11 protein-coding genes are annotated in these 12,520 nt (G+C 69.2%); 4 read left to right on the forward strand and 7 right to left on the reverse strand.

Going from position 1 to position 12,520, the window contains the following annotated elements:
• Positions 1-58: 58 nt before the first annotated feature.
• Entirely contained in the window at positions 59-826 is a 768-nt protein-coding gene (locus BLV63_RS13045; RefSeq protein WP_066215287.1) for a hypothetical protein, read from the forward strand.
• Positions 827-977: 151 nt separating this feature from the next.
• Here the strand turns inward: BLV63_RS13045 and rbfA are convergent, their stop codons facing one another.
• The 5 genes from rbfA to rimP all read right to left on the reverse strand — a co-directional run bounded on the left by rbfA (position 978) and on the right by rimP (position 6,520).
• Entirely contained in the window at positions 978-1,412 is a 435-nt protein-coding gene (gene rbfA / locus BLV63_RS13050; RefSeq protein WP_066215285.1) for a 30S ribosome-binding factor RbfA, read from the reverse strand.
• An 81-nt stretch (positions 1,413-1,493) separates the two neighbouring features.
• The gene (gene infB, locus BLV63_RS13055) at positions 1,494-4,322 is read right to left on the reverse strand and encodes a translation initiation factor IF-2 (protein WP_066215284.1); all 2,829 of its coding nucleotides are present in this window, start codon (positions 4,320-4,322) and stop codon (positions 1,494-1,496) included.
• Between the two features lie 154 nt (positions 4,323-4,476).
• Positions 4,477-4,815 carry a YlxR family protein gene (locus BLV63_RS13060; RefSeq protein ID WP_074784297.1) on the reverse strand — a complete coding sequence of 113 codons (339 nt, stop codon included), beginning with the start codon at positions 4,813-4,815 and terminating at the stop codon, positions 4,477-4,479.
• A gap of 139 nt (positions 4,816-4,954) precedes the next feature.
• A complete protein-coding gene (nusA, locus tag BLV63_RS13065; protein WP_066215282.1) occupies positions 4,955-5,926 on the reverse strand; it encodes a transcription termination factor NusA in 972 nt (323 codons plus the stop codon).
• Positions 5,927-6,520: a ribosome maturation factor RimP gene (gene rimP / locus BLV63_RS13070; RefSeq protein WP_066215280.1), complete on the reverse strand. Its 594-nt coding sequence runs from the start codon at positions 6,518-6,520 to the stop codon at positions 5,927-5,929. It lies immediately after the preceding gene.
• 152 nt (positions 6,521-6,672) lie between these two features.
• On the opposite strand from rimP, the gene BLV63_RS13075 reads away from it, so the two are divergent.
• The 3 genes from BLV63_RS13075 (at position 6,673) to BLV63_RS13085 (ending at position 9,838) form a co-directional block, all read left to right on the forward strand.
• The gene (locus BLV63_RS13075) at positions 6,673-7,809 is read left to right on the forward strand and encodes a DUF4439 domain-containing protein (protein WP_139244692.1); all 1,137 of its coding nucleotides are present in this window, start codon (positions 6,673-6,675) and stop codon (positions 7,807-7,809) included.
• A gap of 127 nt (positions 7,810-7,936) precedes the next feature.
• Positions 7,937-8,665, forward strand: a complete 729-nt coding sequence (locus tag BLV63_RS13080) for a VIT1/CCC1 transporter family protein (protein ID WP_066215277.1) — start codon at positions 7,937-7,939, stop codon at positions 8,663-8,665.
• Between the two features lie 165 nt (positions 8,666-8,830).
• Entirely contained in the window at positions 8,831-9,838 is a 1,008-nt protein-coding gene (locus BLV63_RS13085) for an aminoglycoside phosphotransferase family protein (RefSeq protein ID WP_066215275.1), read from the forward strand.
• Here BLV63_RS13085 and BLV63_RS13090 read toward each other — a convergent pair.
• Both BLV63_RS13090 and BLV63_RS13095 read right to left on the reverse strand, forming a co-directional pair.
• On the reverse strand, positions 9,764-10,654 hold the full coding sequence (locus BLV63_RS13090; RefSeq protein WP_082724216.1) for a sulfite exporter TauE/SafE family protein: 891 nt from the start codon (positions 10,652-10,654) through the stop codon (positions 9,764-9,766). The two genes, BLV63_RS13085 and BLV63_RS13090, sit on opposite strands and share 75 nt — an antisense overlap.
• Before the next feature lie 45 nt (positions 10,655-10,699).
• Positions 10,700-12,499: a proline--tRNA ligase gene (locus BLV63_RS13095; protein ID WP_066215273.1), complete on the reverse strand. Its 1,800-nt coding sequence runs from the start codon at positions 12,497-12,499 to the stop codon at positions 10,700-10,702.
• Positions 12,500-12,520: the final 21 nt, after the last annotated feature.

Below are 12,520 nucleotides of genomic sequence, written 5' to 3' on the forward strand. Positions count from 1 at the left end.
TGCTCCAATGATTGCACTAACAGGTGCGATCTGACGCAGTAGCAAGGATCAGGGAACCATGTCACTCTTCACCACTCGCACCCGCAGCGCGGGCGCCGTCGCAGCCTTGGCCGCACTGGCCCTGGGCCTGAGCGCCTGCACCATCACCGTGGACACCAAGAAGGATCCGGCCCCGGTGGAGAGCTCCTCGAGCACTCCTTCGCAGACCCCGGAAGAGACTCCGTCCACCGAGTCATCCCCCTCGGACACCCCGTCCGAGACGCCGTCGGAGACCAGTGCCGCTCCCGCGACCGATCCCAAGGGCGGCCCCTCGGTGGAGCAGATGACCCCCGCCGGCACCACCCTCAAGATCGGCCAGACCGGCAAGATCTTCGTCCAGACCGGCAAGCCCGGCAAGGACTACTACGACAAGCAGCTCTTCGACGTGAAGGTCACCAGCATCGAGAAGGGTTCGTTCGCGGACCTGGCCGGCCTCAAGAACTCGGACAAGTACAAGGGCTACGTGCCGTACTACATCCACAGCGAGGTCACCCTCAAGCAGACGCTGAACCCGATCAAGACCTCGGTCTCCTGGACGCACACGTCCTTCAAGGGCACCCTGGCCGGCGGCTCGCCGGCCGGCAGCCTGATCATCTTCGGCGGCTTCGACAAGTGCCCCTACTCCAAGAGCTTCCGGGCCATCGGCGACACGCAGGTGGACTGCCAGATCGCCCTCGCCCCGACCGGAACCGCGGTGACCGGAGTCTCCTACACGGGCAACTCCAGCAACTACCTCAGCTACGACCTGAACCCGTACCGCGACAAGCCGCTCGTCTGGACCAAGTAGGGTCCGGGGCGCCCTCTCCCGAGGGCGCCCGAGACGTGACGGTCTGACAGCGACCTGACGGTACGACTGAGGCCCACCGGGATGTCCCGGTGGGCCTCAGTCGTACCCGGCGCCGTGGCAGGGTGACGCGTTCCCTCAGCAGGGCGAGAGATCAGTCTTCCTGATCCTCGTCGTCCTTCTTGTACGGATCGGACTCGCCGGCGAAGACGGCCCCTTCGGCCAGCGCCGCCACTTCGGCGTCCCGTTCCTTGGCCTTGCGGATCAGTTCCTCGAGGTTCGAGGCGTTCTCCGGAATCTCGTCGGCGACGAACTCCAGGGTGGGCGTCAGGCGGATGGTCAGATTGCGTCCGACCTCCCGGCGCAGGATCCCCTTGTTCTGAGCCAGGACTTCTTCCGCCCCGGCCCGGGTCTCGGCGTCGCCGAGGACCGTGTAGTAGACGGTGGCGTGCTGGAGATCGTTCGTGACCCGTGCATCGGTCACGGTGATGTCGAGCGCCCGCTCGTCCTTGACGGCCTTCCTGAGCGCCTCAGCCACCAGGACCTTGATGCGCTGCGCCAGTCGTCCGGCGCGTGCTGGATCTGCCATGTTCTCCTCCTCAAAAGACGTGTGACGGTGAACGGAAGGCCGGGCCCGCGGTCTCCCCCGGGCCCGGCCTTCCCGACACTCCTAGACGCGCGGCTTCTCGCGCATCTCGAAGGTCTCGATGATGTCGCCCTCGGTGAGGTCGTTGTACGAACCGAGGCCGATACCGCACTCGAAGCCCTCGCGGACCTCGGTGGCGTCGTCCTTGAAGCGCTTGAGCGAATCGATGGACAGGTTCTGCCCGATGACCTTGCCATCGCGCAGCACACGGGCCTTCGCGTTACGGCGGATGAGGCCGGAACGGACGATCGAGCCTGCGATGTTGCCGAACTTGGAGGAACGGAACACTTCGCGGACCTCGGCCGTGCCGAGCTGGACCTCTTCGTACTCGGGCTTGAGCATGCCCTTGAGCGCGAGTTCGATGTCGTCGATCGCCGCGTAGATGACCGAGTAGAAGCGCATGTCGACGCCCTCGCGCTCGGCCAGTTCGGCCACGCGCTCGGCCGGCTTCACGTTGAAGCCGATGATGATCGCGCTGTCCACGGTCGCCAGGTTGACGTCGTTCTGCGTGATGGCACCCACACCGCGGTGGATGACGCGCAGCTGGACGTCGTCGCCCACGTCGATCTTGAGCAGGGCGTCCTCGAGGGCTTCCACGGCACCGGACACGTCACCCTTGAGGATGAGGTTGAGGGTGTCGATCTTGCCTTCGGCGACGGCCTGGTCGAAGTCTTCCAGGCTGATGCGCTTACGGCGCTTCGCCAGGGCGGCGTTGCGGTCCGCGGCTTCACGCTTCTCGGCGATCTGGCGGGCGGTGCGCTCGTCAGCGGTCACAAAGAAGGTGTCACCGGCACGCGGGACGTTGGACAGACCCAGCACCTGGACCGGACGCGACGGACCAGCCTCGGTGAGAGACTCGCCGTCCTCGTCGAACATGGCACGGACGCGGCCGTGAGCCGTGCCGGCCACGATCGTGTCGCCGATGTGCAGGGTGCCCGACTGAACCAGAACGGTCGCCACGGAACCACGGCCACGGTCCAGGTTCGCTTCGATCGCGATACCGCGAGCATCCTTGTCCGGGTTGGCGCGCAGATCCAGAGCGGCGTCGGCCGTCAGCAGGACGGCTTCCAGCAGCTCGTTGATGTGCAGGTTCTGACGTGCGGAGACGTCCACGAACATGGTGTCGCCGCCGTACTCTTCCGGAACCAGGCCGTACTCGGTCAGCTGGCCACGGATCTTGTCCGGGTTGGCGCCTTCCTTGTCGATCTTGTTCACGGCGACCACGATCGGCACGTTCGCCGCCTGAGCGTGGTTGAGCGCTTCAACCGTCTGCGGCATGACACCGTCATCGGCCGCGACCACGAGGATCGCGATGTCGGTGACCTTGGCGCCACGGGCACGCATGGCCGTGAAGGCCTCGTGACCCGGGGTGTCGATGAAGGTGACCTTGCGCTCGACGCCCTCGTGCTCGTGGGTGATCTGGTAGGCGCCGATGTGCTGGGTGATGCCACCGTGCTCGCCGGCCACGACGTCCGAGTTGCGGATCGCGTCCAGCAGTCGGGTCTTACCGTGATCGACGTGACCCATGACGGTGACGACCGGCGGGCGGGCCTCCAGTTCGTCGTCGCCTTCGGCCTCAAGCTCGGCTTCGAAGTCGATGTCGAAGCTGCTCAGCAGCTCGCGCTCCTCGTCCTCCGGGGAGACGATCTGGAGCTTGTAGCCCAGCTCGGCGCCCAGGAGCTCGAAGGTCTCCTCGTCCAGCGACTGCGTGGCCGTGGCCATCTCGCCGAGGTGGAACAGCACCGTGACGAGCGACGCGGGGTTCGCATCGATCTTCTCGGCGAAGTCCGTGATCGAGGAGCCACGGCGCAGACGGACGATCGTCTGGCCGTCGCCGCGAGGCACGCTCACGCCGCCCAGCGACGGTGCGCTCATCTGCTCCAGTTCCTGGCGCTTGGCACGCTTCGACTTGCGCTGCTTGCCACGTCCTGCGCCACCCTTGCCGAAGGCGCCCTGAGTGCCACCGCGACCGCGGCCGCCCTTGCCGAAGCCACCGCCGGCGGGAGCGCCGCCACCGGTGCCGCCACCGGGACGGCCGGGGCCGCCACCGGGACGTGCGCCCGGACGCGCTGCCGCGCCGGGAGCGGGACGCTCGATGCGGCTGGGCATCATGCCCGGGGTGGGGCGAGGACCGCCGGGGCGCGGAGCACCCGGGCGGGGAGCGCCGGGACGCGGTGCGCCCGGACGCGGACCACCGGCACCCGCTGCGGGACGGGGACCACCGGCGCCGGCTGCCGGGCGGGGACCGCCGGCGCCTGCTGCGGGGCGGGGACCACCCGGGCGGGGCATGCCCTGGGAGCTGGCGAACGGGTTGTTACCCGGACGGGGAGCACGCTCGCCGTCGCGCCCACGGGGCATGCCCTGGGAGCTGGCGAACGGGTTGTTGCCCGGACGGGGGCCACCGGCACGGGGGCCGGACTGGCGCTGCTGGGAAGCCGGCTTGGCCGCACGGGCGGCGGCCACACGGGCTGCCTCCGCTTCGGCTGCGGCACGGGAACCCGGCTTGGGGGCTCCACCCGGCTTCATGCCACCCGGGCGAGCGGCCGGGGAGGCGGCAGGCGCGGAGGATGCGGACGGCGCGGCAGGAGCCGCGGGAGCCTGAGGTGCGGGGGCGGAAGCCGCCGCAGGTGCTTTGGGGGCGGCCGGAGCGGCTGCCTTCGCTGCGGGTGCAGCGGACGGGGCGGGAGCGGAACCCCCACCCGGGAATGCGTCACGCAGTTTCTTCGCCACCGGGGGTTCGATGGTCGACGATGCGGAACGGACGAACTCTCCGAGGCTCTGCAGCTTTGCAAGCGCATCCTTGGAGGTGATACCGAGCTCCTTGGCGAGCTCGTGTACGCGGACCTTGGCCACATTTCTCCTGTCTCGGTCCGCGCATCAGCCTTGGCACGAACCGTCTAATACTTCTTCCTGCCCTGAGCCATGAAAAGCGGCTCGGGGCGCTGTGCAGCGCGCAACAGATTGGTCATGGTTACGCGCTCATCGCAGGGAACTCATCGGGTTTCCATCAGATTTCTGACCCGCTTTCGGATAGGACGGTCGTCCCCTGAGGCGTCTCCGCCCCGGTGGGGACACTGTGCGGTGCCAGCTTCTCCTCCAGACCGTCGCTGACGACGGCGCTGCGGAAGGCACGCGCGAACGCGCGCTTCCGCTGGGCGAGGGCAAGGCACTCAGTGGTGGGGTGCAGCCATGCACCCCGGCCGCCCACCCGGCGTCGTGCGTCCACCACCACGAGGTTTTCACCTGCGTCGGAGGTCACGGTCGCCAGCCGGATGAGCTGATCCTGGGTTTCCCGGCGGCGGCATCCGACACAGGTCCGCAGAGGTGCACTTGTCGGTGCTGCCACGTGCGCCTGCCTCGCTTGAAGTGCCTGCTCGCCCGGAGGGCGGACACGCAAGATGCCATGCCGGGGAACCGGCGTTATCCATTCTACGCCTTCCGGCGGGCCCCGCCGTGCGCGACGGCGCGTCGGGGCCTCCGGAGGACTACTCGCCGGCCGCGTCGGAGACGATGTCGATCCGCCAGCCCGTGAGCTTGGCGGCCAGACGGGCGTTCTGCCCTTCCTTGCCGATGGCGAGGGAGAGCTGGTAATCCGGCACCACCACGCGGGCGGAACGGGTCGCCGGATCCGCGATGGTGACGCTCGTGACGCTCGACGGCGAGAGGGCGTTCGCGATGAACGTCTCCGGGGTGTCGGAGAAGTCCACGATGTCGATCTTCTCGTCGTTCAGCTCGGTCATGACGGCACGCACGCGGGAGCCCATCTCGCCGATGCAGGCGCCCTTGGCGTTGATGCCGGGGCGGTTGGCGCGCACGGCCATCTTGGTCCGGTGGCCGGCTTCACGGGCCAGGGCGACGATCTCCACGGAGCCGTCCGCGATCTCCGGGACCTCGAGTTCGAAGAGCTTGCGGACCAGGCCCGGGTGGGTACGGGAGAGCGTGATGCTGGGGCCCTTCTGGCCGCGCTGCACGCTCACGACGAACGCGCGGATGCGGTTGCCGTGGAGGTACTTCTCGCCCGGCACCTGCTCGGGCGGCGGCATGAGGGCTTCCACGGTCCCCAGGTTGACCTGGACCATGTGCGCCGAGTGGCCCTGCTGGATCTGGCCGGCCACGAGTTCGCCCTCGCGGCCCTTGAATTCGCCCAGGACGTTGTCGTCCTCGACGTCGCGCAGGCGCTGGAGGATGATCTGGCGCGCAGTGCTCGCCGCGATGCGGCCGAAGCCGTCCGGGGTGTCGTCGAATTCGCCGACGACCTCGCCCTCCTCGTCGATCTCGCTCGCCCAGATGGTCACGTGACCGGTCTTGCGGTCCAGTTCCGCCCGTGCCTGATCGATGGCGCCGGGGGTCTTGTGATAAGCCACCAGCAGTGCCTGCTCGATGGTGGGGATGAGCTTGTCCAGGGGGATTTCGCGTTCCCGCTCCAGGAGTCGCAGCGCGCTCATGTCGATATCCATTTAGGCCTCCTCAGTTTCTTCGGGGTCCAATGCTTCGTCCAGCGCCGCATGGTCCAGATGTGTGAATTCGATCTCCACCTTGGCCTGGCGGATCGTGCTGAAGGCCACCGTGACCGGTGCGCCTTCCTTGGCTTTGACGCCCTTCTTCGCTTCGAGCTGCGGGACCAGGGTCACGCTGTCCTCGTGGACTTCGCGGATCCGGCCCGTGAGCGGCTCCGCATCGCTCAGCTTCACGCGCACCAGGCGGCCGAGATTCCGGCGCCAGTGGCGCGGCTGCGTGAGCGGACGGGAGACGCCCGGCGAGGAGACTTCAAGCTCGTAGGCCTGGGGGCCGTCCAGCGGGTCCGCGTCCAGTGCCGCCGAGATGTCCGTGGAGACCTCCGCGATGCGGTCCAGGCTCACTCCGCCCTGCTGGTCCTCGGGAAGGTCCACCAGCACCTGAACGGTGCGCTGGGTCCCGGCCCGGTGGATCTCCACTTCCTCGAGGAAGAGACCCTGGGCGGTCACCACGGGCTCCAGGAGTCCGTGCAGCCGTGCTGCTTCGGAGTCCTGGCCGCCCTGGTCTGGGGTAGTCGAATGTCCGGCACCGCTCATGGTCCGCAAGGCCTCCCTGATTGAAGTTTTCAGACTATAGAGTATCGACTTTTTGGCTCCGGCGGCTTCCGGGCACTGCAATCCTCCGCGATCCTCGGGTGCCGGGCGGGCCCCGGCGCCGGGAATCGCGGGGTCATGGCAAGATCATGGTGATGAAAAACGCGGGAAAGACGGGACGGACGGGCACGGTCCTCCGGCGGCTGGGAGCTTCGGCAGTGGTGCTGGCCACAGTTCTGGGACTGAGCGCCGCCGTGAGCCAGGTCCTCTCCCCCGCACCGGTCGACGCCGCCGCTCAGGCCCCTCAGGCCGTCCTCGCCACCAGCACGGGCGAGCTCGCCGCACAGGCGCGGGCTCTCGCTTCCACGACGGCCCCGAAGGCGGCCCCGCTCGCAACGACGCTGGAACACCAGTTCGCGGCGCTGACCCCACCGGCGCCGTCATCGGTCCGGCCCTCGCAGCACCTCTCACCGTCCACCGGCCCCACGACGCTCCCCCAGCTCGTGACCGCCGTCCGCACGAGCGCGTCGGACCTGCTCGACCAGGCCCGTCGCGATCCGGACGGAGGGCTGGCCCGCCTCTACACCGCCGCGGCGCAGGGGCGCCTGGATGCCCTCGGGCCACTCCTGCCGTCGGGAGCGCCCAGTGGCACGGACCTCGTCAAGCCCGGGGCCGGCGCCCCCTCGGCGTCCTGCTCGTCCGGGGCTTCCTCACCGGACGCTGACGCCACGCCGGCCCCGACGACAGCGGCCACCGCCTCGGTGAGCGGCACGGCGGACGCCGGGCCGGCGTCGTCCGCCTCGGCAGCGCCGACACCGTCACCGCGAGCGGTCGACGCCACGCAGGCGGTCCTGCGCGCGGGCCGGCACCTGGCATACCTCTACCAGGTGGCCGAAGTCCGTCTGGACCACGAGGCCCGGGCCGATGCGGACCGCTTCGAAACCGCGGTCCGCTCAAGTGGCTCCGACGCCGCCGCGTGGGTGCGGGCCGCGTGCGCCCAACCCGCCGTGCCCGAGGCCGGGTACGAACTGCCGGTCACGTTCCTCAAGGCCCCGGCCACGGGTCTGGGCGCGGTCGAGGAGGAAATGGCGAACGCGGCGCTCGATCTGGTGGCGGTCTCCGAGGGGGACCTCCGGGCCTGGGCCATGGAGCAGTACCTCGCCGCAGGCTCGCGTGCCCGGCACTGGGATCCGACGGCGGGAGCCGGTTCGGCATTGCCGGGTGTCCCGGAGGCCGCCTCGGCGTCGCCGTACGGGCCTCCATCCGCGACGCCTTCATCCAGCTCACGCTGAGTCCGGAATTCCTCGGTTTTCTCTTCTGTGAGTGAGCCAAGGCTTACTTCAATAAGCCAAGCCTTCTCTCAATTAGTGAAGGCAAACATTGCTGGAATTGTTTTTCCGGGAGTGCTTTCCTGAAGACATGACGACAATGGAGATCAAGGCCGGGGCCGGTAAGAAGAGCGCCCGGGGCAATCTGGCACAGCGCCTCAACTGGCTGCGGGCCGGTGTCCTCGGGGCCAACGACGGCATCGTCTCGGTGGCCGCGATCGTGGTCGGCGTCGCGGGCGCCACCACCCAGCAGGGCCCCCTTCTAGCTGCCGGCGCGGCCGGGCTGATCGGCGGGGCCATTTCGATGGCTCTCGGCGAGTACGTGTCGGTCAGCAGTCAGAGCGACAGCCAGCGGGCCATCGTCCGCCAGAAGCGCACGGCGCTGAAGGACGACCCCAGCGGAGAACTGGTCCGGCTCAAGGAGCGCTATATCGCGCAGGGAATTTCTCCGTCCACCGCAACACTGGTCGCCGAGGAATTGAGCGCCAAAGACGCTCTGGGCGCTCATTTGAAAAGCGAATTCAATATCGACGAGGAAGAAATCGTCAGTCCGTGGCACGCAGCCCTCGCGTCGGCACTCGCCTTCACCGCCGGAGCGATTCTGCCTTTGCTCGCCGTGCTGCTCCTGCCCCCGGAGATCCGCATCCCGCTGACTTTCGGCGTGGTGCTGACGGCTCTGGCCGCCACCGGCGCCGTGGGCGCCTGGATCGGCGGCGCGAGTGTGTCCCGGGCTGCCGTCCGTGTGGTGATCGGCGGCGCGCTGGCGCTGACCGCGACGTTCCTGGTGGGCAGTCTCCTGGGGCAGTCCGGCGTCCTCTGATCCCCGAAGGGCGGGGACTCGGCGTACGGGACTCGGCGTGAGCGCCGCCGTGCCCCAACGCTCCGCGGTGACCGGCCGGCGGACCCAGCGGACCCCGCGGGCCCGCGAGACTAAGCTGGACCCGTGAGCTCCCCCGTGACGTTACCGCCCGGCCTGGTCAGGAGAATGACGCGGAGTGCCGAGGGCTCCCGATGGGTCCGGTCCCTGCCCCGCCTCCTCGAGGAGTGCTTCGACACCTGGGGTCTGAGCCCGGACCTCTCCCCCGGCTTCCCGGTCCTGCACGGCTACAGCGGCATCGTCGTCCCGGTCCGCCGACGGGACGGGGCTGCAGTTCTCAAGGTGTCCCTGCCGGTCGAGGAGACGCTCTCCGAAGGCCCCTCCCTGCGGGTCTGGCGCGGACGGGGCGCAGTCCGAGTCCTGGCGGACGACCCGGGGCGGTGCGCCCTCCTGCTCGAACGGCTCGAGCCTCATCAGACCCTCATCAGCATGGATCTCCAGGACGCCGCAGAGGTCTGGGGCGGGATCGTCCGGCGGCTGAGCGTCCCGGCGGACGACGTCGGCCGGATCCTCGGCGACACCCCCGCCTTCGCGGCCATCCCGCGGCTCTCCGAAACCGCCGAGCGATGGTGCGACGAGCTCCCGCAGAGCTGGCAGGATGCGGGCGAACCATTCCCGCGGTGGCTGCTGGAGGCCGCCCTGGAGGTCTGCCAGGTGCACGGCACGGTGGGACGGCGCGAATCCCGTGAGGTCCTGGTCCATCAGGACCTCCACTTCCTGAACATCCTGGCGCGGCCCGGCGAACCGGCGAGGACCCGCCCCGGTGGCTCCGACACCGAGTGGGTCGCGATCGACCCGCAGGCGGTGCTGGGCGACGCCGAATTCTCCCTCCCGCCGGTGCTGCGCAACCGCCTGGCCGAGTATCCCGTGGTGCGGCCCGCCGAAGGGGTGCTGCGCCGTCTGGAGGACTACTGCGCGGCCGCAGGGCTGGACGCGGAACTCGCCCGGCAGTGGAGCGTGGTCAGCTTCGTGGAGGACGCCCTCTGGTTCGCGACGAAAGGCGGGCACGAGCGGGAGACGGAGCGGTCGCTCTGGCTGGCCTCAGCCCTCGCGGGAAAGGTCCTGGACGACACCATCGACCCCCGACGGCTCCACGACCCCGGTCAGGTCGACTGACCGGACCGCGCCTGCGGCCACCTGACGGACGTTGTCCTGCCAGACGTCGAACCCGAGCTTGACGATCAGCACCGCCACTACGCCCAGGAACACCCAGCGGATGAAGGAGTTACCGCGGGCCACGGCCATGCGCGCTCCGAGGTAGCCGCCCGCGGTGTTGGCCGCCCCGAGCAGCAGCCCCACGCCCCAGAGCAGCGAGCCATGCGGCAGGAAGAACAGCAGCGCGCCGGCGTTGGTGGCCATGTTGACGATCTTTGCCTTGGCGCTGGCCTCGGTGAACGCGTAACCCATGAGGGAGACGAGGGCGATCACCAGGAACGAACCCGTGCCCGGGCCGATCAAGCCGTCGTAGCAGCCGATGACGGCGCCGATGAGACACGCCAGGACGTAGTGCCTGCGGCCTTGATGCCGGAGCGCGGTCTCGCCTCCCACCGCAGGCCGGAACGCGGTGAAGAGCAGCACGGCCACGAGCGCCACGACGATGATCGGTTTGAACGCCTTGCCCGGCAGTTGCGTGGCGATCACGGCGCCGCCGAAACTGCCGGCCAGTGCGATCAGTGCCATGGGCACGGCCGTTCTCAGATCTGGGTGCACCCGTCGGTAGAACGTGATGGAGCTCGTGGTGGTCCCGAAGATGGACCCGAGTTTGTTCGTGGCCAGCGCCTGCACCGGGGTGATGCCGGGCACCAGCAACAGCGCGGGCAGCTGGATGAGACCGCCACCGCCCACCACCGCATCGACCCAGCCCGCGCAGAAGCCGGCCAGGACGATCACGGCGAGCGTGCCGCCGTCGAGCAGTTCGAAACCGCTCAGCATGGCACGCCCGCCCGTGATCCCCTCATCCGATCAGTGCGCACCCGGTCAGTGCGCGACGGCGGCACGCACTGCGGCGACCGCCTCGGCCACCGGCACGTTCTGCGCTTCCCCGCTGCGGCGGTCCTTGAGCTCCACCACACCATCGGCCAGACCCTTGCCGACCGCGAGGATCGTGGGGACTCCGAGCAGTTCGGCGTCGCCGAACTTCACGCCGGGAGAGACCTTGGGACGATCGTCGTAGATGACGTCCAGGCCTGCGGCGGACAGCTCCTCCGCGAGCTGGGCGGCGGTGGAGAAGATCTCCTCGCCGCGGCCCACGGCCACCACGTGCACATCGGCCGGGGCGACGTTGCGGGGCCAGATGAGGCCGCGGTCGTCGTGGTTGGCCTCGGCCAGCGCGGCGACCGCACGGGTCACGCCGACGCCGTACGAACCCATGGTCACCACGACCTGCTTGCCGTTCTGGTCCAGCACCTTCAGGTCGAGCGCCTCGGCGTACTTACGGCCGAGCTGGAAGATGTGGCCCATCTCGATGCCGCGGGCCAGCTCCAGCGGACCGCTGCCGTCGGGGGCGAGGTCGCCTTCGCGCACCTCGGTGGCCTCGATGACGCCGTCCCAGCCGAAGTCGCGCTCGGCCACCAGGCCGAAGACGTGCTTCCCGTCGACGTTCGCGCCGGTGATCCAGCTGGAACCGGGCACGACGCGGGGATCCACCAGGTACAGGACCTTGGCGGCGCCCTCGGAACCCAGGACGGGCTCGTCGGTGCTCAGGCCGGGGCCGATGTACCCCTTGACCAGCGCGGTGTTCTTCTTGAGGTCCTCCTCGGAGGCGGCCTCGAGTCCGATCTCCCCGCCCACCGGCAGGAACGCGCCGATGTTCGCCTCGACGCGCTTGAGGTCCACGGCGCGGTCGCCGGGGACGCCGATGATCACGAGCTGACGTTCGCCCGTGGGCAGCGTGACGGCGAGGACCACGTTCTTGAGGGTGTCGGCGGCCGTCCAGGGACGGTCGGCGCGCGGCTCGGTCCGGTTGGCCGCGTCCACGAGCGTGTCGATGGTGGGCGTGTCCGGGGTGTCGCGGACGACGGCGGCCGGCAGCGACGCGTAGTCGATGGGCTCGGGCGCCACGGTGGTCACGGCCTCGACGTTCGCGGCGTACCCGCCCGCGGAGCGCACGAAGGTGTCCTCACCGATCGCGGTGGGGTGCAGGAACTCCTCGCTCCGGGAACCGCCCATGGCGCCGGCGGTGGCCTTCACGGGGACCACTTCGAGGCCGAGGCGCTCGAAGATGCGCAGGTAGGCGCCACGGTGAGCCAGGTAGCTGGCGTCCAGGCCGGCGTCGTCGACGTCGAAGGAGTAGGAGTCCTTCATGATGAACTCGCGGCCGCGCAGGAGGCCGGCGCGCGGGCGTGCCTCATCGCGGTACTTGTTCTGGATCTGGTAGATCGCGAGGGGCAGGTCCTTGTACGAGGAGTACAGGTCCTTCACCAGGAGGGTGAACATCTCCTCGTGGGTCGGAGCCAGGAGGTAATCGGCGCCCTTGCGGTCCTGCAGGCGGAAGAGGCCCTCGCCGTACTCGGTCCAGCGGTTGGTGACCTCGTAGGGCTCCTTCGGCAACAGGGCCGGGAAGTGGACCTCCTGCGCGCCGATGGCCGCCATCTCCTCACGGATGATCTGCTCCACCTTGCGCAGCACGCTCAGACCGAGCGGCAGCCACGTGTAGATGCCTGGGGCGGCGCGCCGGATGTAACCGGCGCGGACCAGGAGCTTGTGGCTGGCGACCTCGGCGTCCACCGGGTCTTCACGCAGGGTTCGCAGGAAGAGCGAGGAAAGGCGTGTGATCACTGAAATTCCGTTTCTGGCGCA

The organism is Arthrobacter woluwensis (genome assembly GCF_900105345.1).
GTDB lineage: Bacteria > Actinomycetota > Actinomycetes > Actinomycetales > Micrococcaceae > Arthrobacter_E > Arthrobacter_E woluwensis.

Excerpts from the sequence above, each read along its gene's own strand:
- BLV63_RS13045 (WP_066215287.1), top strand. The coding sequence starts at position 59 with ATGTCACTCTTCACCACTCGCACCCGCAGCGCGGGCGCCGTCGCAGCC.
- rbfA (WP_066215285.1), bottom strand. The coding sequence starts at position 1,412 with ATGGCAGATCCAGCACGCGCCGGACGACTGGCGCAGCGCATCAAGGTC.
- nusA (WP_066215282.1), bottom strand. The coding sequence starts at position 5,926 with ATGGATATCGACATGAGCGCGCTGCGACTCCTGGAGCGGGAACGCGAA.
- rimP (WP_066215280.1), bottom strand. The coding sequence starts at position 6,520 with ATGAGCGGTGCCGGACATTCGACTACCCCAGACCAGGGCGGCCAGGAC.
- BLV63_RS13075 (WP_139244692.1), top strand. The coding sequence starts at position 6,673 with ATGAAAAACGCGGGAAAGACGGGACGGACGGGCACGGTCCTCCGGCGG.
- BLV63_RS13080 (WP_066215277.1), top strand. The coding sequence starts at position 7,937 with ATGACGACAATGGAGATCAAGGCCGGGGCCGGTAAGAAGAGCGCCCGG.
- BLV63_RS13085 (WP_066215275.1), top strand. The coding sequence starts at position 8,831 with ATGACGCGGAGTGCCGAGGGCTCCCGATGGGTCCGGTCCCTGCCCCGC.
- BLV63_RS13090 (WP_082724216.1), bottom strand. The coding sequence starts at position 10,654 with ATGCTGAGCGGTTTCGAACTGCTCGACGGCGGCACGCTCGCCGTGATC.